This is a genomic window from Pseudomonas sp. MONT-RG-20F-20-E-7-02 (assembly GCF_022662395.1).
Taxonomy (GTDB): domain Bacteria; phylum Pseudomonadota; class Gammaproteobacteria; order Pseudomonadales; family Pseudomonadaceae; genus Aquipseudomonas.
This window is the reverse complement of sequence record NZ_JAKNQN010000003.1, coordinates 500,186-523,006: the sequence shown is the minus strand read 5'-3', so window position 1 is coordinate 523,006 and position 22,821 is coordinate 500,186. Positions and strand designations below refer to the sequence as shown.

Below are 22,821 nucleotides of genomic sequence, written 5' to 3'. Positions count from 1 at the left end.
CCCACGCGGAGCGTGGGAACGATCCGGGTTACACCAGGTGCAGCGCCGTCAGCAGCATGTCGATCGCCTTGATGCCCACGAACGGCACCAGAATCCCGCCCAGCCCATAGATCAGCAGGTTGCGCCGCAGCAACGCCGCCGCACTCGCCGCCTGCACGCGCACACCGCGCAGCGCCAGCGGAATCAGCACCACGATGATCAGTGCGTTAAACACGATGGCCGAGAGAATCGCGCTTTGCGGGCTCTGCAAGTGCATCACGTTGAGTACGCCCAGTTGCGGGTAGATCGAGGCGAACAGCGCCGGCAGGATCGCGAAGTACTTGGCCACGTCGTTGGCGATGGAGAACGTCGTCAAGGCGCCGCGCGTGACCAGCAGTTCCTTGCCGATCTGCACCACGTCCAGCAGCTTGGTCGGGTCGCTGTCGAGGTCGACCATGTTGGCGGCTTCGCGGGCGGCTTGGGTGCCGTCGTTCATCGCCATGCCGACGTCGGCCTGGGCCAGTGCCGGGGCGTCGTTGGCGCCGTCGCCACACATTGCCACCAGGCGACCGTCATTCTGTTCATGCCGAATGCGCGCGAGTTTTTTCTCCGGTGTGGCTTCGGCCAGCACGTCATCCACGCCCGCCTCGGCAGCAATCGCCGCGGCGGTCAGTGGGTTGTCGCCCGTCACCATCACGGTGCGAATCCCCAGTTTGCGCAGCTCGGCGAAACGTTCGCGGATGCCGGGCTTGACCACGTCTTTGAGATGGATCGCACCGAGCAATTTGCCGTCAGCGCACACCAGCAGTGGTGTGCCGCCGCTTTGGGCGATCTTGTCGATTTCCCGCGAGAGTGCCGGTTGCAGGTCGCGACGTTGTTGGCCGATAAACGCCAGCAGCGAATCCACGGCGCCTTTACGGAACACACGGCCTTGGTAGTCGACACCGGACAAGCGCGTTTCAGCACTGAACGGCACCGAGGTCAGTTGGTCCAGGGTCGGCTCGGCCTGTGGGTGCAAGGCACGCAGGTATTCGACGATGGATTTACCTTCCGCCGTGTCGTCCGCCAGCGAGGCCAGCAGCGCGCCTTCGGCCAAATCACGGCCACTGACACCCGGCGCGGCGATCACTGCGGCACAGCGACGGTTACCGAAGGTGATGGTGCCGGTTTTATCCAGCAGCAATACATGCACGTCACCCGCGGCTTCCACCGCACGCCCGGATTTGGCGATCACGTTGAGGCGCACCAGACGGTCCATGCCGGCGATACCGATGGCCGATAACAGGCCGCCGATGGTGGTTGGAATCAGCGTCACCAGCAGTGCGACCAGGAACACCAGCGGCAAGCTGCCATTGGCGAAGTGGGCGAATGGCTGCAGGGTCACCACCACCAGCAGGAAGATCAGCGTCAGGCCGATCAGCAGGATATCCAGCGCGACTTCGTTGGGGGTTTTCTGGCGTTTGGCGCCTTCCACCAGTGCGATCATGCGGTCCAGGGTCGACTCGCCGGGGTTGACGGTGATGCGGATCAGCAGCCAGTCCGACACCAGGCGGGTGTTGCCGGTGACGGCGGAACGGTCGCCACCGGATTCGCGGATGACCGGCGCGGATTCGCCGGTAATCGCCGCTTCGTTGACCGCCGCGATACCTTCGATGACCTCGCCGTCGCCGGGGATCATTTCCCCGGCGGCAACACGTACCACGTCACCTTTACGCAGGCTGGTGGCCGGCACGACCTTGAAGCTGCCGTCAGCCTCTTTGCGGCGTGCACTGAGGCCTTCGCTGCCGGCCTTGAGGCTGTCGGCGCGGGCCTTGCCGCGGCCTTCGGCCAAGGCTTCGGCGAAGTTGGCGAACAGCACGGTGAACCACAGCCACACGGCGATTTGCACGGCGACGAAGGTCGGCACGTTGGTGTCGGGCACAAAGCACAACACGGTGGTGAGGATGGCGGTCAGTTCGACCACCAGCATCACCGGCGAGCGTTGCAGCTGGCGTGGGTCGAGCTTGACGAACGCCTGGCCCAGCGCCGGGCGCCATAGCGCAGAGATGGCGGTTTTTGGCGACTCCTGAGTGGTCACAGGGGCGGCGTTTTTTGCAGGCATATTCATTTTCATATCCCTCGGCTCTTCATCTAGAAGCAGCCATGCTCAGGTGTTCAGCAATTGGGCCCAGCGCCAGTGTCGGCAGGAAGGTCAGGCCGCCCACCAGCAAAATGGTCACGGTCAACAGGGTCACGAACAGCGCGCCATGGGTGGGGAAGCTGTTCTGGCCGATTGGTGCGGTCTTTTTCATCGCCAGGCTGCCGGCCAGGGCCAGTACCGGAAGGATGTAGCCGAAGCGGCCAAGCAACATCGACAGGCTCATCATCAGGTTGTGGAACGTGGTGTTGGCACTGAAGCCGCCGAACGCCGAACCGTTGTTGGCACTGGCCGAGGTGTAGGCGTACAGCAACTGGCTGAAACCGTGCGGGCCAGGGTTACTGATGGCGCCCGCCGGGCCAGGCAGGCTGGCGGCGATGGCGCCCAGCACCAATGTGCCTACCGGCATTACCAGCAGGGTCACCACCAGCAACTGCACTTCCTTGGCCTGCAACTTCTTGCCGAGGTATTCCGGTGTGCGGCCGATCATCAAGCCGGCGAGGAACACCGCGATCAACACGTTGAGCAACATGCCGTACATGCCGGCGCCGACGCCGCCGAAGATCACTTCGCCGACCATCATGTTGATCAGTGCCACCATCCCGCTCAGCGGGTTAAGGCTGTCTTGCATGCCATTGACTGAACCGTTGGACGCAGCGGTCGTGGCCACCGACCACAACACGGTGCCGGTGGTGCCGAAGCGTGCCTCTTTACCTTCCAGCGGTGCGGTTTGCTCGACGGCCGGGTTGTTCAGGGTCGGGTTGGGCTGGTATTCGGCCCACAGCGAAGTTGCGCCGCCGATCAGGAACAGGGCCAGCATGCAGCCGAGGATCGCACGGCTCTGACGCAGGTCCTTCACGTAATGGCCGAAGGTGAACACCAGCGCCACCGGGATCAGAATGATCGCCGACAGCTCGAACAAGTTGGCCCATGCGGTCGGGTCTTCAAACGGGTGCGCCGAGTTGACGCCGAAGAAGCCGCCGCCGTTGGTGCCCAGTTGCTTGATCGCAATCTGGCTGGCTGCCGGGCCGAGTGGGATCACCTGGTCAACGCCTTGCAGGGTCACGGCGTTTACATAGTGAGCGAAGGTCTGCGGCACGCCCTGCCACACCAGGAACAACGCGAACACCAGGCACAACGGCAACAGGCCGTAGAGGGTGGCGCGGGTCATGTCGACCCAGAAGTTGCCCAAGGTTTTGGTGGATTTGCGACCGATGCCACGGCAGAGCGCAACCAGTACCGCCAAGCCAGTAGCGGCGCTGACGAAGTTCTGCACGGTCAGGCCGACCATCTGGCTGAGGTAGCTCAGGGAGGCTTCACCGCTGTAGTTCTGCCAGTTGGTGTTGGTCATGAAACTGACCGCAGTGTTGAAGGCCAAGGTCCATTCCTGCCCCGGCAATTTCTGCGGGTTCAGTGGGAGATAGTCCTGGAACAGCAGGATCGAGAACAGCAACACAAAACCCGCCAGGTTGAACGCCAGCAGCGCCAGCGTGTACTTCTGCCAGCTCTGTTCCTGATGTTCATCCACGCCCGACAAGCGATAACACGCGCGCTCGACAGGGCCCAGCACCGGCGAGAGCCAGGTGCGCTGGCCTTCCATCACCTTGTAGTAGAACCGCCCCAGGAACGGCGCCGGCACCAGCACCACGGCAAAGAAGGCGATGATCAGCCAATAGTCATAACTGTGCATAGCCTGCTCCTAGTTCCGATCCGCGCGTAACAGCGCAACCAGCAGATAAATGAACAGCGCCACGGCCAATAGCAGTGACACCCCGTCCAGAACGCTCATGGAAGTCTCTCCGTTTTGCGGCGATTGCCGCGTGTGGGGCAATTGTCCGCAGGAGTGGCGTAAAGGAACGAGAGCGACGGTGGGGGCCGGGCGTAAAGACGGCGTAAAGAGTGGGTTTATGCGGGGTTTACAGAGGTCGGTGGTGGCTGTTGGGGCCTCATCGCGGGCAAGCCCGGCTCCCACAGGTAACCGCAACCCCCTGTGGGAGCCGGGCTTGCCCGCGATGACGGCAGTTCAAACACCCACGCACTTAACTGGTGCAATGACAGAAGATTTCAAACGCCAAACCGTCTCCTCGGCGACAGTTCGGCGTCTTTACGACAATGAATGGCGCACTGGCATGGCCGCTGCAACACCCTGAATCATTCCAAACCGTTCAGGGAGCGCAACACGATGAACACACAACTCAAACCCACCTTGGGCACTCTGCACTTGTGGGGCATTGCCGTGGGGCTGGTGATTTCCGGCGAATACTTCGGCTGGAGCTATGGCTGGGGCGTGGCCGGTACGTTGGGCTTTCTGGTGACCTCGCTGATGGTCGCCGCCATGTACACCTGCTTTATCTTCAGTTTCACCGAGCTGACTACGGCGATTCCCCACGCAGGCGGACCGTTTGCCTACAGCCGTCGTGCCTTCGGCGAAAAAGGCGGCCTGATCGCCGGCCTCGCCACATTGATCGAATTCGTCTTCGCCCCGCCCGCCATTGCCTTGGCTATCGGCGCCTATCTGAATGTGCAGTTTCCGGCACTCGACCCCAAACACGCGGCGGTCGGCGCCTACATCGTATTCATGGGCTTGAATATTCTCGGCGTGAAGCTCGCCGCCACCTTCGAACTGGTGGTGTGCGTGCTGGCCGTCGCCGAGTTGCTGGTGTTCATGGGCGTGGTCGCGCCCGCGTTCAGCTTCAGTAACTTTGCCCTGAATGGCTGGGCCGGTTCTGACACCTTCAGCGCCCCGGCCATTGCCGGGATGTTCGCCGCCATTCCCTTTGCCATCTGGTTCTTCCTCGCCATCGAAGGCGCAGCCATGGCGGCCGAGGAGGCAAAAGACCCTAAACGCACCATTCCAAAAGCCTACATCAGCGGCATCCTGACGCTGGTGATCCTGGCCATGGGCGTGATGTTCTTCGCCGGCGGCGTGGGCGACTGGCGCACCCTGTCGAACATCAATGACCCGTTGCCGCAAGCCATGAAAACCGTGGTGGGCGACAGCTCCGGCTGGCTGCACATGCTGGTGTGGATCGGCCTGTTCGGCCTGGTGGCGAGCTTCCACGGCATCATCCTCGGTTACTCGCGCCAGTTCTTCGCCCTGGCCCGCGCCGGTTACCTGCCGTCTTTCCTGGCCAAACTGTCGCGCTTTCAGACACCGCACCGGGCAATCATCGCCGGTGGCGTGGTCGGTATCGCGGCCATCTACAGCGACGGTCTGATCAACCTGGGCGGCATGACACTGACGGCGGCGATGATCACCATGGCAGTGTTCGGGGCCATCGTGATGTACATCATGAGCATGCTCAGCCTGTTCAAGCTGCGTAAGACCGAACCGCTGCTGGAGCGTACCTTCCGTGCGCCGGGCTACCCGATTGTGCCGGGCATTGCGCTGGTACTGGCGCTGGTGTGCCTGGTGGCCATGGCCTGGTTCAACGCGCTGATCGGGCTGATTTTCCTGGGCTTCATGGTGGTGGGGTTTGTGTACTTCCAACTGACCGCACAGGACCGCGCCGATGCACCGGCGGATGCGATGTTGACCGGGTTGTGAGGCTACTGGAGCAGAACGGGCCTACAATGAACTACTAAGAAAGCCCGTTACTCAAAGCAGCTATTACCGTGGGAAATTCCCCCACGGTTTGCTGCCTCAAGGAGAGCCCTATGCCGTGGTATGCCTGGTTGATTTTAGTGGTCGCGATCGGTTCGATCGTCGGTGGTTTATTGATGCTGCGTGACAGCGCCAACAAGGTGGAACTCACCGACGAACAACGCAAACGCGTGGCCGAGCGCAACGCCCAAGCGGACTCAAAGGACGCCCAGGACCGCTGAACCTGCCGCTACTCCCACGCCGCCTTGGCGATATGCAACCCGTGCTGGCCTTTATAGGCCGCACGCTCGGGTTGGCTCCAGCCCTTGAGCAACTCATCCTCCAACCGATAAATCTCCACACCCAGCGGGCGACATACCGTCAGCGGGTCTTGCGCGTCCGGCCCCCACATCGGCAGCGACAGATCCCCGCCGGGGCACGTCGACAGCGCGCACAACAAATCAATTTCGGCAAAAAACTCCAGGTAGTCGCCCTTCTGCGCCGGGCAGGCCTTCATGAAGTACATGTCGTCGTGGTTGAGGCCCGTGCACTGGAAGATGTTCAGTACGTCATGTACATCAAATTCGGTCAGGCCATGGGGCAGTACAGCGCGCGTCAGGTTTGAATGGCAATGGTGGTGAAAGTCTTCGCCAGTGAGCATGCGGTTCACATACGGGTCGCAACGCGTACCAAGCAAATCATGCAGGCGCCCGCCATGCTCATCGATGCCGTAGCTCGCCAGGCTGTCATCGGTGATGGTGACCAAAGGCCGCAGAAACGGCAGGTTCGACCACAGCCGGTCATGGGTGCTGACATGCGCGCCTTGCAACTGCCGGGTGCGCGCCGCCCACAAGCGTTCGCGCGGGTCGTTGGCGTTCCACACATTAAAGTCGCCGACCTGCGGCCCCACCGGCGTGGTGACACGGAACACATGCCCGGCCGGCACTTTCCATGCCCTGCCCGTGCGAATCGGCACTTCGAACTGCTCGACCAACGTGCGTTTATCCGCCTGGTCACGAATGCGCTCGTAGAACGCCGTGTCCACCTGCAGGGCCGAACCTTTACTGACCTGGTAAGCGGCCGGATAGTCTTTGTACATGCTGCGATCCTCGATCAGGTTGAGTAAACAGGGCCAATGTCAGGCGCTCCGAATCATCCAGGTACAAGCTCATCGCTTGACCTGCCGCCGGTTTGTCCCCTTGCACCAATAACGCGTAAATCTCGCGGTCTCGCTCCAACCAGGGCGACTGGAAGCGTTGTTCATCAATGGCGGAACAAAACACCAGGCGCAGTTGGGCAATGACCTGGGCGAAGAACTCATCGAATAATCGGCTGCGCATCAGGCCGACAATCTGCTGGTGAAACACCAGGCTGTGCGTCGCCACGGCGCGCCAGTCTTCACGGTCGCGGGCCAGCGTGGTGGCCTCAATGGCGTTTTGCATGTGCTCGGACTGAGCGTCGGTGAGCGCGCCGCTCTGGGTGATGGCCTGTAATTCGAGGGTACGACGCACGACGAACAGATCACGCACCTCGTCTCGCTCTAACCGTCGCACCATCACACCTTTGTTACGCACGTAGCGTGTCAGCCCCTCCTGCCCCAGGCGATGCAGGGCCTCGCGGATGGTATTGCGCGAGGCGTTATAGGCCTTGACCAGGTCCGCCTCGACCAACGCCATGCCAGGTAACAGCCGCCCGCCAATGATGTCGGCACGCAATTCAAGCGCTATCTGATCGGCTAAAGACAAGCTGAGCGTCATGACTACCTCACGATTGTTGAACAATCACTGGGTAAGATGTAATCACTTTTCATGCCAACGCGCTCGGGCTTCTCTGGATGTTTAAAACAGCGTTACCCGTTAAAATGCGCGCTTGTTCACGAGGCAGTCCTATGCGTTATTCGTCAGACCATAAAGCCCAGACTCACCAACGCATCATCAAGGAAGCCTCGGTGCGCTTTCGCCGCGACGGCATTGACGCTACTGGCCTGCAGCCGTTGATGAAAGCGCTGGACCTGACGCACGGCGGGTTTTATGCCCATTTCAAATCCAAACACGAGTTGGTGGAAAAAGCCCTGCAGGCAGCCGCTGCAGAACTGGATGCACATTGCGAAATGCTGTTCAGCCAGGAACGGCCGCTGGATGCGTTTATCGACAGCTACCTGTCCGAATGGCACCAGACCTCGCCGGATCAGGGCTGCCCGCTAACGACCATGTCTTCGGAACTTGGCCTCAAAGGCCAACATAGTCCGACCACGGATGCGGTACTTGGGGCTCGGTTGAAACAAGTCGAGGCGGCGCTTGGCAGCGCGAATGCCGATGAACAAAGCCTGGTGTTGATGTCTACGCTCGTGGGCGCGCTGGTACTGGCCCGCAGTGTCGAAAGTACGCAGTTGGCGACGCGCATCCTGGACGTGGTACGCGCCAGTTTGAAGGCGCAGGTTGCAGAGGCTGAAAAGGCCGGTCAATGACCGGCCTCCCTGGCAACGTTCACATCCTCAATTGATCGCCAGCCTGTCGCGGTTCTTCTCCAGCAACGCCTTGCCGATGCCTTTAACTTCCAACAACTCATCCACTGCCGTGAACGGGCCATTGCTTTCGCGATAAGCGATGATCGCCTTGGCTTTGGCCGCGCCGATGCCGAAGAGGTCGCGACGCAGGGTTTCCGCGTCGGCGGCGTTCAGGTTGACCTTGGCGGATTGCTCGGCCTTGTTCATCTGCGCGGCGATGGGGGTTGGGGCTTCGGGTTTGATAGAGGGCGCTGCGTTGGCGGCAACTGAGAACGTGGTGAGGAAGGCAAAGATCAGGGAAGAGATGTAAGTGTTTTGCATTGGTGACGCTCCATGACATCGGTAGAAGAAAAGCAGCTTTCCGAAGCTGCTTTTCAAACTTAGGCGATGTCTGGAAGGAGTCAAAAACGCAGGGGTTACAGAGTGTGAGTTTAAGGCTCCAAACGGCGCTGCTGGAAAATCAGATCGACGATTTCACCGTCCGGCGAGTAGCCACTTACGGTGTCGCGCAGCAGCTGTCGAACGCGGGAGTAATCGTCCTGATCCACGGCCCCCAGCAGTTCATTCAACTTGACCTTGAGCAGATCCCAGGCCAGGTGGTCTTCATTGGCACTCATGATCATCGGGTGCTGAGTGGCAACTACGTTGTCGCCAATGAGTAACTCTTCGTAAAGCTTTTCACCAGGGCGCAGGCCTGAAAACTCGATGGCGATATCGCCATGCGGGTTTTTATCCGAGCGCACACTCAGGCCAGACAAGTGAATCATCTTCTCAGCGAGTTCGACGATCTTCACCGGCTCGCCCATGTCCAGCACGAATACGTCACCGCCCAGGCCCATTGAACCGGCCTGAATCACCAGCTGCGCAGCTTCCGGGATGGTCATGAAGTAGCGGGTTATCTTCGGGTGAGTGACCGTCACCGGGCCACCCGACTTGATTTGCTTATGAAACAGCGGAATCACCGAACCGGAGGAGCCGAGAACATTGCCGAAACGCACCATGGTGAATCGGGTCTTGTTAACGCGCGAGACGTTCGATTTGTCGCCAAACAATACCGGGGCTACTTCGCGGCTAAGGGCTTGCAGGGTCAATTCGGCGAGGCGCTTGGTACTGCCCATGACATTGGTCGGGCGCACCGCCTTGTCGGTAGAGATCAGCACGAAATTGGCCACGCCTGCCTGCAATGCAGCTTGCGCAGTGTTCAGTGTGCCCATGACATTGTTCAACACACCTTCGGCGATGTTGTGCTCGACCATCGGCACGTGTTTGTACGCGGCAGCGTGATAAACCGTGCTGACGTGCCAGGCTTTCATCACATCCAGCAACTTGGATTGATTGCGCACCGAACCCAGGATGGGCAAGATTTTGACCGGTAACGACTCGCGATTTATACGCTCTTCCAGCTCGCACAGGATGCTGTATAGATTGAACTCACTGTGTTCGAACAGCAGCAACGATGTCGGGCGCAGTGTCAGGATCTGCCGGCACAGTTCTGAACCAATTGAGCCGCCCGCCCCCGTTACCATCACGTTCTGCCCTTTGATACAGCGTTCGAGCAATTCGTGCTGGGCAGGCACCGTGTCCCGGCCCAAAAGGTCTGCAATATCGACTTCCTGGATATCGTCGACCTTCACCCTGCCACTGGCCAGGTCCATGAACCCGGGAACACTGCGCACATGCAGAGGGAAACCTTCAAGAAACCCGAGGATCTCACGGCGACGCCCGCGGTTGGAGGAAGGAATCGCCAGCAATATTTCCTGCGCGCCCGTCGCGTCGATCATGCGTTGGATGTGCTTGGGCTTATACACTTGCAGCCCGGAAATCACGCGCTCGGAAATACTTGAATCATCGTCAATAAATGCCACCGGCCGCATCACACGGCCCATTCGCAAGGCTGCTACCAGCTGATTGCCGGCAGAACCTGCGCCGTAGATGGCGACACGCGGCAGGCCATCCTCGCGGTTGGTAAACGGCACATGTTGTGCCGCGGAGAACCAGTCGCCCATGAAATATTGGCGCATGGCCAACCGCACGCCGCCCACCATGATCAGGCTGAGCCACCAGTAGTTGAAGATAATGGAGCGCGGCACCACATTTTGATGGTTGCTGTACCAGTAAACCACCACGCCAAGGATGAGCGAGGACAAGCTGACCGCCTTGATAATCGCGATCAATGCGTCGTTGCCGAAGTAGCGCATCACTGCCCGGTACATGCCGAAGCGGATGAACAGCGGAATGGCAATCACTGGAGCGGCAATGAACAACCAGAGGTGAAGACGAACCGGGTTGACCAATTCATCAATGCCCAGGCGTACAACGAACGCAAGCCACAAGGCAGCCCAAACGACAAACACATCCGTGCCGACCTGAATCAGTCGTTTTTTTCGTCTGGGCAAAGCGACCAAATAGGCCCGTAACTTATCCATAGCGGTTTCAAACACCTCTTAACATCCTATTACTTTGCCTTTGTAAGGCCATCCATGAACCCTCTGAAGGCTTTAAGGCTGGCTGCACCTGCGACTCAGTTGCTACCGTTACCGCTCAAGCTCGCCAGCGTGAAACTTGATTGCCAGGAGGATCAGCGGCACGTAAGCGAGAACCAGTGCCCACGCTCCATCCCATCCATACAGAACAACACCGAGTGCAATGGGCAATAACCAAACGAGGTTAATGGCCGCCACTGCCAACGTCACCGGCAGGTGTTTACCGAACTTGCGTGAAGCAAACTGATAGGCATGACTGCGATGCGCTTCATAGACCTTATCGCCCCGTAGCAGGCGGCGCACAAGCGTAAACGTAGCGTCGACCACGAATATGCCCAGCAAAATCAACCACGCCCAGAAAAAAGAAGAATGAACCCAGGCGGCCTGAATAGAGAAACAGCCCAGGACAACGCCCAGGAACCCACTGCCGGCATCGCCCATGAAGATTTTGGCAGGCGGGAAATTCCACACCAGGAACGCACCTACCGCCGCGGCCAACAGCAGCGGCAGCCAAATCATGCCCTGCTGACCACTCAGCGCATAAAGTAGACAGCCGCCAAGGCAGGCGCAGATCGCTTCTACACTGGCGATCCCATCAATTCCATCCATGAAATTGTAGAGGTTGAGCATCCAGACCAGATAGATCGCAGCCAGGATATTCCCGATCAGCCCCAGGTGCAGGTCCCAGCCAAATACCGTCAGCGGCGCAAGCCCGTTCATCCAGAACAACGCCCATGCCGCCGCTGCAAAATGGCCTGCCAGGCGCCAGCGGGCAGCAATATGACCATGATCGTCCATAAAACCCAGGACGGCCACCAGCGCACCCGCGCCTCCCACTGCGATCAACATGTCGCCACCCACCAGCCCCTGCCACCCCAACACAGGGATCATCACCAGAAACGCCAGGACAATCGCGACACCACCGCCTCGCGGGGTGGGCACCGAATGGGAACTGCGTGCATTCGGGATGTCAATTATGCTGCGCGAAAGCGCATAGCGTCTTAATACAGCAGTCATCAAAAATGAAATCAATGCAACAGCAAGAACGATCCACCACTCACTCATGTCTTTTCATTTTCCATGTAATCGGAGGCTGTCACTTTCAGCGCCTGGTCCACTGACAGCGGCGGCGTCCAATCCAAAACAGCGCGCGTCTTGGCGATATCAACCTGCAATGAGCCACACAAACGTTGAGAAAGGCTGCGCTTGCCCAGCAGCCTTGCAGCGGCGCTCAGCAAAACCGCCGGGACAGGCAGAAGACGTGCCGGCTTGCCCAACGCTGACGCCATCTTGCGTAGCAGAACGGTGGTCGACAAATCTTCGCCATCGCTGACCATAAAGGTCTGATTGGCTGCGGCTGGATGGCTCGTGCACAGCAGGGCCAGGTCAACCAGGTTGTCCAGGGCCACAAGGCTACGAGCGTTATGAATGGCGCCGAAAGGCAACGGTACACCTTTGTGCAGCCAACGCATCATGCTGAGGAAATTGGCTTTTACCCCTGGCCCATAAACAAGTACGGGCCGAATGATCACGACTTCCATACCGGTGGCCACGGCCAGTTCCCGAAGGCCCTGCTCGGCTTCCATCTTTGAAACGCCGTAAGGATCTGCGGGGTTGGCTGGCTGATCCGCTGTGAACGGTACGCCGGGCTCTGTGCCTTCGCCGTTGACCTTGATCGAGCTGAGAAACACAAATCGGCGCACCCCGGCCGCTGCGGCCTGGCGAGCCAGGTTAAGCGTGCCCTCGACGTTGACATGGCGGAAGGCCTGTAGCGGGTCTGCGTCCAGCTCGTTCATGACGTGCACGCGAGCGGCGCAATGAACCACCGCGTCCACGCCGGCAAGTCCAGCGGAAAAGTCTGCAGTGCAGAGGTCATCGAATCGAACCACGCGCGCAGCCGTTGCACAGGTAAAACGGCTGCCTCTTGCTGCAACAGTGACGCGAACATCATTGCGGGCGGCTGACACTTGGACCAACCGGCTTCCCACGAATCCCGAAGCCCCAGTCACGAATATGTGCACGCAAAGCTCCTTGCTTACGATTTGGACCAGACGGTGCGGTTAATGTAATCGGTGTAGCTGTGCACAATACGCACGACTTTCTTGGAGACGGCACCGCCAAGATAATCACCGACCACCGACATTACCCGCTCGCCACGCACGTGTTGTGTCGTGACGACACGCACCGCATCAAGCACGCGCTCAGCTTTCAGCCCGCACATGATCAGCGTGCCTTCATCCATGCCCTCCGGGCGCTCATGCGCGTTCCTGATGGTGACCGCGGGCAGGTTCAGCAGCGAAGCCTCTTCGGTGATAGTGCCGCTGTCGGACAGCACGCAAAACGCTTCCATCTGCAACTTGATGTAGTCGAGCAAGCCAAACGGTTTAACGAAGCGAATCAAAGGATGATCCAGCGACTCGCCCAGTGCCTCGAGGCGTTTACGGGTGCGCGGGTGAGTCGACACGATGACCGGGTATTGGTATTTGTCGACCAAGGCCTTCAGCGACGCCAGCAAGTCTCTCAGGTTGTCGGGCGTATCAACGTTTTCCTCGCGGTGCGCACTGACAACAAAATACTCCCCTGCTGCCAGGCCTTCCCGTGCGAGAACATCCGAGGCTTGAATCTTCGGCATGTAGTGATCCAGGACTTCGGCCATATGCGAGCCGGTCTTGATGATTGTTTCAGGACGCACGCCTTCATCAAGCAGATAACGACGAGCATGCTCGGTCAGCACCATATTGATGTCGCTCAAATGGTCAAGCACCTTGCGATTGAGCTCTTCAGGCACACGCTGATCAAAACAGCGATTTCCCGCTTCCATATGGAAAACCGGGATTTTGCGCCGCTTGGCGGAAATGACCGCCAGGCAAGTATTCGTATCACCGTAAAGCAGCAGGGCATCCGGCTTTTCCAATTCGAAAAGCTCGTCGGATTTGGCGATGACCTGTGCAATTGTCTGCGCTGCAGTGTCGCCCACGGCGCCCAGGAAATGATCGGGTTTGCGAATGTCCAAGTCGTCAAAGAAGACCTGATTAAGCTCATAGTCATAATTCTGCCCCGAGTGAACCAGAATATGATGAGTTTGCTTATCGAGCTCAGCGATCACGCGGCTCATCTTGATGAGTTCCGGGCGCGTGCCGACCAGCGTCATAACCTTAAGCATTGAGCTGCTCCTGGATAAATTCCAACTTCAACAGCAGCGCTTTAACGCCCTCGACGTCCAGGCGCTCGGTGTTATGCGAGGTGTAATCATCCAGCTCGGAGATGTGCGTTTCACCTTCGACAAAATACTTTTCATAGTTCAAGTCGCGGTTATCCGCCGGAATACGGTAGTAGCGGCCCATGTCTTCGGACTTGGCCATCTCTTCGCGAGAAATCAGCGACTCGTAGAGCTTCTCGCCATGACGCGTGCCAATGACTTTAATTGCGTTTAAGCGGTTGAAGAGTTCCTTGAGTGCCTGCGCCAGATCCGCCACGGTCGACGCCGGTGCTTTTTGCACGAAAATATCACCCTGCTGGGCGAATTCGAACGCATGCAGCACCAGGTCAACGGAGTCTTCCAGCGACATCAGGAAGCGGGTCATATTCGGGTCGGTGACCGTGAGTTCACTGCCCTGTTTCAATTGATTGATGAACAACGGGATCACCGAGCCCCGTGAAGCCATCACATTGCCGTACCGCGTGGAGCAAATAACCGGGCCGCCTTGCGGGATCATCCGGGATTTGGCCACCACCAACTTTTCCGCCATGGCCTTGGAAATCCCCATGGCATTGATCGGGTATACCGCCTTGTCGGTGCTCAACACCACGACACGTTCTACGTTGTTGGCAATGGCTGCATTGAGCACATTTTCCGTACCCAGAACGTTGGTTTTAACCGCTTCCATCGGGTAGAACTCACACGACGGCACCTGCTTGAGTGCCGCCGCGTGAAAGATATAGTTCACACCGACCATGGCTTGGGAAATGCTGGCGTAATCGCGCACATCACCAATATAGAATTTGACTTTGTCATTGCCGAGCGCAATGCGCATATCTTCCTGTTTTTTCTCGTCGCGACTGAACACACGAATTTCTTTGACTTGCGTGTCGAGAAAACGCTTCAGCACGGTATTACCAAAAGAACCGGTGCCACCGGTGATCATCAATACTTTATTATCAAACATACAAACTCCTAACTATCGCTGTGCACGCATAAACTGAATCAAGTCCGGCCATGACGGTGGGAGGTAACCCACGGCCTCACGGAAGCGTGTCGAGTCAAGGGAACGATCAATCGCCAATTTATCATCGGGAATAATATCAATTTCCTTTTGATAGACCTTGGCGATTTCATTCAGCAGCGTGAACTTATCAATAGGGTTAACCGAGACGTGATAGAGGCCGAACAACTGCTCGTTCGGCAGCACATACTCAACAATGATGCGCGCCAGTTCTGCAGTAGGCACGCCCGAAAAAATAGCTTTCGTGAACCCCTTTACCGACCCTTCCTGGGACAGAAACCAATCAACCAGAGACGCCGTGCTCGCTAACTCATGGCCGATGATAGAGGTGCGCAAGGTGATCGCGTGAGGCTGATCATTCAACTCGCCAATAAACTTGGACTTCCCATACAAGTCGACGGCATCGGAAATATCCGACTCGAGGTACATGCCCTTCGAGCCGGTAAATACACAATCGGTACTGATATGAATCAGCCGCGCGTTGGCCAGCTTGCATAATTTGGACAACCGATGGGGCAACATAGAGTTGAGCGGCAACGTCGACAGCGGGTCGTTGGCGTGGGCTAATTGCTTGATCAAGCCGACGCAGTTGATCACCACGTCCGGACGATTGTCTTCAAACACCGAGACCAGCGACTCGTAATCCAGAACGTCAACATTTGAATAAAAGCTGCCGCGATGCCTTTCTTCAAAATACGCTGCCCCGCTTTGCCCACGCATAGTGCCGAAAACACTATGTGATGTGTGATTGGAAAGATACTTGAACACCGCACTACCAAGCATTCCCGTCACGCCCAACACTAATATTTTCATGGTTTATCTCTAAAGGTTGCCAATTCGTTCTTTAATAATCTGTACCAATCGACGGCACTGCGTTTTCATTTCGTAATTGTTACAGAAAAAGCTGAACGACGCCGCCCCGTAGGCGGCTCTTTTTTCCGGCGAAGCCTCGTAGAGCGACTCGATGTTCCTGGCAAGCGCTGCTGCGTCCTCTGCCTGAGAACACAACCCGGCACCTGCCTGCTCCACTATTCTCGCGCCCTCTCCATCCAGGGCGGCCAGGATAGGCTTGCCCGCTGCCATATACGCCTGGATCTTACTGGGTATGGTCAACGCGAATATTTCCTCGCGCTTGAGTGTGACCAGTAGCGCCTCACTTTTTGAAAACAGTTCAGGCATGACCGAGGAAGGCAAACGCCCTACGAGCTCAAGATTATGCAGGTTGTGTTGACGCTTCTGCTCATGCATCCAATCCAAACGGCTGCCACTGCCCACCACGACAATCTTGCAGTCCAAATGAAGCAGTGCTTTTGCGGCATCGACTATCGTTTCCAAGGACTGCGCAAACCCGAGGTTCCCGGCGAAGACCACACAAAAATTGGACGACAATAATCGGCTGACCTCCAGCGGCAGACGGTCGCAAGGGTCTGTCTGAGCGGCAGGAACACGGTAAGAGTTGGGGTAGTAGACCAGCTTGTCTTTTGCCACATATTTGGATGCCGAGGAAATAAACGCCTCGGACTGCACCAGCACCGTGTCGGCCTTGGCGTAAATAAAACGGACTAAAACGCCGATGGCCTTCAACAGCAGCGAATTAGTGATGAACCCCGTCGCCTTAAGCGTCTCGGGCCATAAATCCTGCACCCAAACCATCAAATGAGCGTTGCTGGAACGCTTCAATACGATGGCTGGAATAGCGGCGGTAATCGGCGAGACCGCAAAGACAATAATCGCGTCGAACTGCTTACCGGCACTCTGCTTGGGAAAATACCTGATTCCATTTTTCACAAAGGAGAGATAGTTGAGAAGCAGGTTCCGGGCACCGCCTGACTTTCGCGGCCTCAACGGAACACGGTGTATTTTTATACTGTCCTTGTACACCTGCTCGCTGCAAGCCGATTGATCATAGTCTTGATAAGTCTCACCGTCCGGGTAATTAGGTTGCCCGGTAAAGACTTCAACCGTGTGCCCAAGGCAAGCCAGCTCCTCAACAATATCATTGATAATAAAGCTCTCAGGATAAAAATACTGAGTGACAATCGCAATATTCAAAGACATATCATCCCACACTATCAAATCGGGATTTAAGCGCCTTGGGCCCTTGCACAATTACGGACTTGAAAAATGACAATATCGCAACCCAGCGATTCATCGAACCGTCAAAAACGGGCCTGCGATTAGACAGTTCTACAAATCTTTTTGACGTTTCGACAATATCAAACGCTCTCGCTTTTTGTCGATGCTTATCGGACACTTCATTGTATTGTTCGGGACTCATAGTGTGCAGCTTCTCGATGGTTTCCAGAATCCCCATTCTCACCGTCGTCGCCGACTCTTCATTGTAGGAATAGCCTGAAACATCCGAAAACAACCCACAGGTCAAGGGCAACGCTATTGATTCAATGCCCACCACAGAAGGAATACCGGCGGCAGACGCTTCGATGATCGTCGTACCAGAGCCTACAAAACAAAACGCACCGTCGAAAATGCTGGGGAGTTCGGCATACTCCACCTCGCCCATAAAGTGCACGTAGTCACTGACACCCTGCGCCTCAGCCAACGCGACGAGCGCCGCGCGCTCCGGACCGGCACCGTAGATAAAATATTCAAAATTGGCGCGTTTACGCAGCTCAGGCAGCTGTGTAATGACGTGCTTATTGTAAACTTTAAAATCGACTAAACGACCGATCGAAACGATGCGCAGGGACGATTGAAGCGGCTGACACGCGCCATAGCTTTCAAAGGAAACACCCAGCGGCAATACATCCAGCGTCGCCAGATCTACATTAGAAAACGCCGCGGCCATCTCAGCGGTGCGCTCATTGGGGAACAGCGTCAACTGGACGTTTCTATCGTACAACTCGAGCATTTTCTTTCTGAAATAGATATTGCGCCCCCGCCACCAACTGATTTCCATTGAGTGATAGATACCAACACTGAGGAAAGAGAACTTCAGTCGCGCCTTATTCAGAAAAACATACGCCAACGTCAACACATCAACGACATGAACAACGTCGTATACAACCGGATCTTTCTTTACCGGCAACAACGCATTTATCCAACTGGACGCGGAAAAAAACGGCACGCGTTCAACGACATGGACGGTAGCATAGCGAGATAATTCGTTGAACAGGCCTGTATCACACTTATTGGAAAGTAATGTAACCGTTACATTACACCCCGCCTGACTGAGGTACTTAGCCAATCTGACAACATAGGTCTCAACGCCACCCATGGCCAAGCCACCCAACACAAACAAAATATTCTTCATACGCTCACCGAGATAAATTATAAAAAGTCAAAAAACACTTCAGAGCCACCCGTCCACCCCCGATGGCTAGTCAAATTCATGTAAAGGACGCCGAGAGCATAAACAGCAACAATTAAAAACCCACGTTTTTTACCAAACAAGTGCACTGCGATCATGGGTAACAGTACATATTCAAACATTGATATGCTCGCATACCCTCGACCCGCAAGAATTGCAAAGTCGCCCATTACAATTCGTAAGAATGTCGCGCAATAAAAGACGCAGAAAGCCAGCCTGAAGGTGGGATAGTGCAGCTCCAGTTGTTTCGACCACACCCACCCGGCGGCCACCAGGAGTAAATTTTTGATGTTGACCAAATCAAAGAACGGCAGTGCATAGCCGTACTTTTCGGTCGTTAGATAGGCGTCAATTTTTTCACTGATAAAACTAATGAACGCCATCTGACCTAACAACCATTTTGAGTCGACAAAGGACGCCGTCAAAACAAGAACGACACTGAGCACCAAGTACACAGCGCGTGTCGGCTTGAGCAAATACAATACGACAGGCATGATAAAAATGGCTGACGACACATGCACCATCATCGCCAGCGCAAGATAAAATACTAACAGCATGTATTGTTTTTTGTGGAGATACGTCGCGGCCAAAAATACTAACCCTGATGCCATCCCCAAGCGAATCGCGTTCAGGTCCTTCGCAAGATAAAAATGCGTAAAATAAACCAGCATGCCCAAGGCAAAGTAAGGAGAGAAATACCGAATACTCCTGACATTCAGACTTACCGCAACCAGCGAACTGACACCAAACAAAATATAAGAATTCCTCGCCAATGCCGCCAGCATTGAGAGGAGCATAAAGAAGCCGAATTCGATGTTAAACGTTGTATAGCTGTAGTCGCAGTAAATATTACTGCACTCCAGCACTGAGGGGATTTCATGCAGCATTTTCAGGTAGGCAAGATCGTCATTGCCCACACCGGGCACCCTGAAGGTAGCCAATAGGACCAGCGGCACACCCATCAGGGCAGAAACAACTGCGCGTGGCCGCGCGTGCTCACTGAGTATGTCCCACGCGGCGACGATGACTAGAAACCCGAATACAAGATACAACGGAAGGTAAAACTGCATACCCATCAGTTACGCGCCCAATAAATAAAACCGGCGATCGAAATCACAAAAAATACAATATATGCCAGCATGTAAGCATACATAACACCGTATACCCCACCCACTTCACGCCCGACCGTAAATGTAAAACCGACAAAAAGGAGCGCCTGCAGCACCTCAGAAAATATATACAACTTTGTTGCCGCTTTCGCCACCGCGACAAAACCCACGACATAAGCGGAGACTTTAAAGAAGTCTCCAATCAACTGATAAATTATATAACCTTCCAATTCATGAAACTCGGAAGACAATAATACAGGGATAAAAAAACCACGCCCAAAATACAGAACGCTGCCGCCAGCCACAAAGGCCGCCATTACCAGCAGCATGAATTTCACTACCTGGGCTTTGATCACTGCTTTGTCTTGCGTCGAAGACACCAGCGGCATGTAATAAGACGCTAGAAAAACACTGAAAAAACCAATATACGCGCTCGAAAGCTTGATACTCCCCTGCCATATACCCGCCTGGGCATAGCCTACCTGCGTGATCAGCGATTGCCTGATGATTATCTCCACCACTGGAAACATCAAGGCACTGACCAGCAACATCAAGCCGAATCTGGAGAACTGCTTGCCCAGTGTGATATCAAACTTTCGCCACGTGACCATTCTGAGAATGGGCATCCTTTTCAGAAAAAAGAAAGCGATGAGCGCGGGCATTGTGAACATTGACACCATTGCTATTGATGCCCCTGGCACACCCCATGCAGAAATTAGCCACCAAATAATGGGAAGCACAAGAATATTAGAAATGACTTGAACGCTGGCGTTCACCTTCAACTTTCCAAGCCCATTAAAAAAACCGGAGAACACAATATTGAACGCAAATACAAACTGAGCAAAAGCCAGCACTATGACTACCCAGTAATTTTCACGTTGTCCGAACACAAGCGTCGAGATTTCTGCTGAAAACACAACCAGCAAAACAAACGACACAACGCAAAAACTCAACGCATAAAAGATCGACGTCGAAAACAACTTATACAACTTAAAACGGCTGTCTTTAAATTCTGCAACGTACTTGATTACCCCGTGGCTTATCCCGCCCCCAGCCAGCAGGACAGTGATAGACACCAAGCTCATGAAATGTCCTAGCTTGCCCAGGCCATCCGCCCCCAGGTACAGGGCGATCAATTTCAGTACACAGAAGCCGACCAGTATCTTTGATGCTTGTGCGGCGCTTGTAAAAAAAGCGCCGATCAGCATACCGCCGCCTGAAGCTTTCAACTTACCGGCCGACGGCATCAACTGCACCTATCACGGAATCGATAACATGCTGGGTCTCAGCCTCTGTCATACCATGCCAGACAGGCAAACGAATAAGACGCTCACTTTCCTTGGTGGTAAAACGGTCTTCGCCGGCAAATCGGCCGAGCAAAACACCTGCAGGCGCGCTGTGAAGCGGAACATAATGAAAAACCGCCCCCACGCCAGCAGCACTTAGATGACTGAGCACTGACTTGCGTGCGGAGATATCTTTTAATTTAATATAAAACATGTGCGCATTCGCGACACAGTCATTTGGAATGCTAGGAACTTCAATTAGCCCCGTCGCAGCCAACTCTGCGAACGCCGTACGGTAGCGCTGCCAAATACTGAGTCTGAAGTCATTAATAAGCGTCGCGCACTCTAATTGCCCAAATAAGTAAGCGGCTTGTAGCTCACCCGGCAAATAACTACTGCCGATGTCAACCCACGTATACTTATCAATCATCCCTCTAAAGAACTGACTACGATTAGTCCCCTTTTCCCTGATGATTTCGGCACGACCAATGAACCGCTTGTCATTGATTAACAGCAAGCCACCCTCACCGCCACTGGTGTAGTTCTTTGTTTCATGAAAGCTATAGGCAGCCAAATGCCCGATGGTGCCTAACCAGCGCCCTTTATAAGTCGACATCATGCCTTGAGCAGCATCCTCCACGACAAACAAGTCGTGTCGCTGGGCAATGTCCATGATCACGTCCATGTCACAGGCAACACCGGCATAATGAACGGGCACAATCGCCTTGGTCCTTTCAGTGATCGCCGCTTCGATAAGTGTTTCATCGATATTCATCGTGTCTGGACGAATATCCACAAACACAATCTTTGCGCCTCGAAGTACAAAGGCATTGGCAGTACTTACAAAGGTATAGCTGGGCATGATGACTTCATCACCCGGCTGTATATCTATCAGGATGGCAGCCATTTCGAGCGCTTGAGTGCACGAGGGTGTCAGCAACGCTTTTTCACAGGAAAATGTTTCTTCAAACCAACGCTGGCAACTCATGGTGAACTCACCGTCACCCGACATCTTGGCGCTGCGCATAGCGCGCATTACGTATTGATCTTCATTACCCGTATAGGGAGGTTTATTAAATGGAATCTTCATCACGCTCACCGTAGAATTCTTCTTCTAGCTTTAGTAAATCTTTCTTCCTATCTTTGACTCGCTTTGCAGGTACTCCCGCATAAATACCCCAAGCGTCAGTACTTTTAGTCACCAGCGCCATCGCGCCCACTGCACAGCCCTCAGCCAATACTACGCCAGGGAAAATTACCGCCCCGGCGCCGACGATGACATGCTTGTGTACGTGCACAGCAGAGAACGTTTCGTTTTTATATTTTTTCGGGATGAGAGAATTTGCCAGCGTCTGACCACTGTAATCATCAGATTGGGAGAATATTTTGACGCCGTACGCAAGCGTACAAAAGTCTTCGAATATGATCCCCGGGATACCCCCTGCAACCAGGCACATAGGGGTTATATGATTAAACTTGCCGATTTTTACCTTACCCGAGATCACACAGAAATCGTCAATTCGAGAGTAATCACCTATCTCAATTTCATCGGCATTATAAATACTGGCGCGATCGCTGATTTTCACTTCTTTGCCGAATGCTTTAAAGCCCATTTGGGCCAGCTGTTCGCTTGATAAATATGCCATGATTTTTCCCTACAAATAGCACGTACGATCAGGAGCCCTTCATTGACCGCTTCACATAACCTAAAACAGCGCTCAAGCCCTGAATATGACTATGCTTTTTGAGACGTTTTCTTAAAGGCTGGAGCCTGGTTGAACCTACCAGTCAATTCTCCAATGAACCTCGATATAAGCTGACCAAAATCCAATTATCGACCACAAACCTCATGCAGCCTTTCTGTAGAAGCTTTTTATGCGGGCTCTACAGCATGAAATTGATCATACAAATTTTCACTTGGTTTATGCCCGAAACGCAAGTCACCAGCGAGATAAGTCGACAATCCCCCCGAGAACGCGTGGGGTTGGCCCCGGATGCGCGTTTTCAGTCTGGCAGCGACGCCTGTGCAACAGCCGCCTCAAGCAAGGCAGCCATTTCGCCACCGCCACTAGCCTCAAGACCCGCGAGCAAAAATTTTTTTTCTAAGGGCACTCCCTCAACTGCTTTCTACAAAAATTCAAGACGGATAGCCCTGACTATCGCTCGCTTGCGATAATTAGTTGTAAA

General features: G+C 55.2%; 21 protein-coding genes. 3 read left to right on the top strand and 18 right to left on the bottom strand.

The genetic code is table 11. The features are described from left to right. Nucleotides 1–28: 28 nt before the first annotated feature. The 3 genes from kdpB to kdpF are packed head-to-tail and all read right to left on the bottom strand — an operon-like array spanning nt 29 to nt 3,905. Entirely contained in the window at nt 29–2,092 is a 2,064-nt protein-coding gene (gene kdpB / locus L8I05_RS11515) for a potassium-transporting ATPase subunit KdpB (RefSeq protein ID WP_242169018.1), read from the bottom strand. 13 nt (nt 2,093–2,105) lie between these two features. Further along, entirely contained in the window at nt 2,106–3,806 is a 1,701-nt protein-coding gene (kdpA, locus tag L8I05_RS11510) for a potassium-transporting ATPase subunit KdpA (RefSeq protein WP_242169017.1), read from the bottom strand. Between the two features lie 9 nt (nt 3,807–3,815). Next, complete coding sequence (gene kdpF, locus L8I05_RS11505) at nt 3,816–3,905, bottom strand: K(+)-transporting ATPase subunit F (protein ID WP_003218754.1); 90 nt, start codon at nt 3,903–3,905, stop codon at nt 3,816–3,818. Between the two features lie 393 nt (nt 3,906–4,298). Here kdpF and eat point away from each other — a divergent pair, with 393 nt between their 5' ends. Beyond that, a complete protein-coding gene (gene eat / locus L8I05_RS11500) occupies nt 4,299–5,663 on the top strand; it encodes an ethanolamine permease (RefSeq protein ID WP_177016021.1) in 1,365 nt (454 codons plus the stop codon). Between the two features lie 110 nt (nt 5,664–5,773). Further along, complete coding sequence (locus L8I05_RS11495; protein ID WP_083359476.1) at nt 5,774–5,941, top strand: DUF2897 family protein; 168 nt, start codon at nt 5,774–5,776, stop codon at nt 5,939–5,941. Nucleotides 5,942–5,949: 8 nt separating this feature from the next. On the opposite strand, the gene L8I05_RS11490 is transcribed toward L8I05_RS11495, so the two are convergent. Further along, nucleotides 5,950–6,798, bottom strand: coding sequence for a DUF1989 domain-containing protein (locus L8I05_RS11490; protein WP_242169016.1), 849 nt, complete (start codon nt 6,796–6,798; stop codon nt 5,950–5,952). Continuing rightward, nucleotides 6,761–7,456 carry a GntR family transcriptional regulator gene (locus L8I05_RS11485; protein WP_242169015.1) on the bottom strand — a complete coding sequence of 232 codons (696 nt, stop codon included), beginning with the start codon at nt 7,454–7,456 and terminating at the stop codon, nt 6,761–6,763. Before L8I05_RS11485 ends, L8I05_RS11490 begins: the two co-directional genes overlap by 38 nt. A 131-nt stretch (nt 7,457–7,587) precedes the next feature. Between L8I05_RS11485 and L8I05_RS11480 the strand changes: the two genes are divergently transcribed. Further along, nucleotides 7,588–8,166 carry a TetR/AcrR family transcriptional regulator gene (locus L8I05_RS11480; RefSeq protein ID WP_242169014.1) on the top strand — a complete coding sequence of 193 codons (579 nt, stop codon included), beginning with the start codon at nt 7,588–7,590 and terminating at the stop codon, nt 8,164–8,166. 27 nt (nt 8,167–8,193) lie between these two features. On the opposite strand, the gene L8I05_RS11475 is transcribed toward L8I05_RS11480, so the two are convergent. From L8I05_RS11475 to L8I05_RS11415, 13 genes are all read right to left on the bottom strand, one after another. After that, on the bottom strand, nt 8,194–8,526 hold the full coding sequence (locus L8I05_RS11475) for a helix-hairpin-helix domain-containing protein (protein ID WP_159954978.1): 333 nt from the start codon (nt 8,524–8,526) through the stop codon (nt 8,194–8,196). A gap of 110 nt (nt 8,527–8,636) precedes the next feature. After that, a complete protein-coding gene (locus tag L8I05_RS11470) occupies nt 8,637–10,631 on the bottom strand; it encodes a nucleoside-diphosphate sugar epimerase/dehydratase (RefSeq protein ID WP_177016025.1) in 1,995 nt (664 codons plus the stop codon). Nucleotides 10,632–10,739: 108 nt separating this feature from the next. Then, on the bottom strand, nt 10,740–11,753 hold the full coding sequence (locus L8I05_RS11465; protein ID WP_242169013.1) for a glycosyltransferase family 4 protein: 1,014 nt from the start codon (nt 11,751–11,753) through the stop codon (nt 10,740–10,742). Then, nucleotides 11,750–12,709 (bottom strand): SDR family oxidoreductase, encoded by a 960-nt coding sequence (locus tag L8I05_RS11460; protein ID WP_242169012.1) that lies wholly within the window; start codon nt 12,707–12,709, stop codon nt 11,750–11,752. Before L8I05_RS11460 ends, L8I05_RS11465 begins: the two co-directional genes overlap by 4 nt. A 14-nt stretch (nt 12,710–12,723) precedes the next feature. Further along, nucleotides 12,724–13,851: a UDP-N-acetylglucosamine 2-epimerase (non-hydrolyzing) gene (gene wecB / locus L8I05_RS11455; RefSeq protein WP_159954974.1), complete on the bottom strand. Its 1,128-nt coding sequence runs from the start codon at nt 13,849–13,851 to the stop codon at nt 12,724–12,726. Continuing rightward, nucleotides 13,844–14,854, bottom strand: coding sequence for a polysaccharide biosynthesis protein (locus L8I05_RS11450; protein ID WP_242169011.1), 1,011 nt, complete (start codon nt 14,852–14,854; stop codon nt 13,844–13,846). The genes wecB and L8I05_RS11450 overlap by 8 nt, the downstream gene beginning before the upstream one ends. 12 nt (nt 14,855–14,866) lie before the next feature. Continuing rightward, nucleotides 14,867–15,724 (bottom strand): SDR family oxidoreductase, encoded by an 858-nt coding sequence (locus L8I05_RS11445; protein WP_242169010.1) that lies wholly within the window; start codon nt 15,722–15,724, stop codon nt 14,867–14,869. A gap of 9 nt (nt 15,725–15,733) precedes the next feature. Beyond that, the gene (locus L8I05_RS11440; RefSeq protein WP_242169008.1) at nt 15,734–16,969 is read right to left on the bottom strand and encodes a glycosyltransferase family 4 protein; all 1,236 of its coding nucleotides are present in this window, start codon (nt 16,967–16,969) and stop codon (nt 15,734–15,736) included. 1 nt (nt 16,970) lies between these two features. Next, nucleotides 16,971–18,182, bottom strand: coding sequence for a glycosyltransferase (locus L8I05_RS11435; protein WP_242169006.1), 1,212 nt, complete (start codon nt 18,180–18,182; stop codon nt 16,971–16,973). Nucleotides 18,183–18,199: 17 nt separating this feature from the next. Continuing rightward, nucleotides 18,200–19,315: an EpsG family protein gene (locus L8I05_RS11430; RefSeq protein ID WP_242169004.1), complete on the bottom strand. Its 1,116-nt coding sequence runs from the start codon at nt 19,313–19,315 to the stop codon at nt 18,200–18,202. After that, complete coding sequence (locus L8I05_RS11425) at nt 19,315–20,595, bottom strand: O-antigen translocase (protein WP_242169003.1); 1,281 nt, start codon at nt 20,593–20,595, stop codon at nt 19,315–19,317. Before L8I05_RS11425 ends, L8I05_RS11430 begins: the two co-directional genes overlap by 1 nt. Next, entirely contained in the window at nt 20,579–21,724 is a 1,146-nt protein-coding gene (gene rffA / locus L8I05_RS11420; protein WP_242169000.1) for a dTDP-4-amino-4,6-dideoxygalactose transaminase, read from the bottom strand. The genes L8I05_RS11425 and rffA overlap by 17 nt, the downstream gene beginning before the upstream one ends. Next, nucleotides 21,708–22,280, bottom strand: coding sequence for an acyltransferase (locus tag L8I05_RS11415; protein WP_242168998.1), 573 nt, complete (start codon nt 22,278–22,280; stop codon nt 21,708–21,710). The genes rffA and L8I05_RS11415 overlap by 17 nt, the downstream gene beginning before the upstream one ends. Between the last annotated feature and the right edge of the window lie 541 nt (nt 22,281–22,821).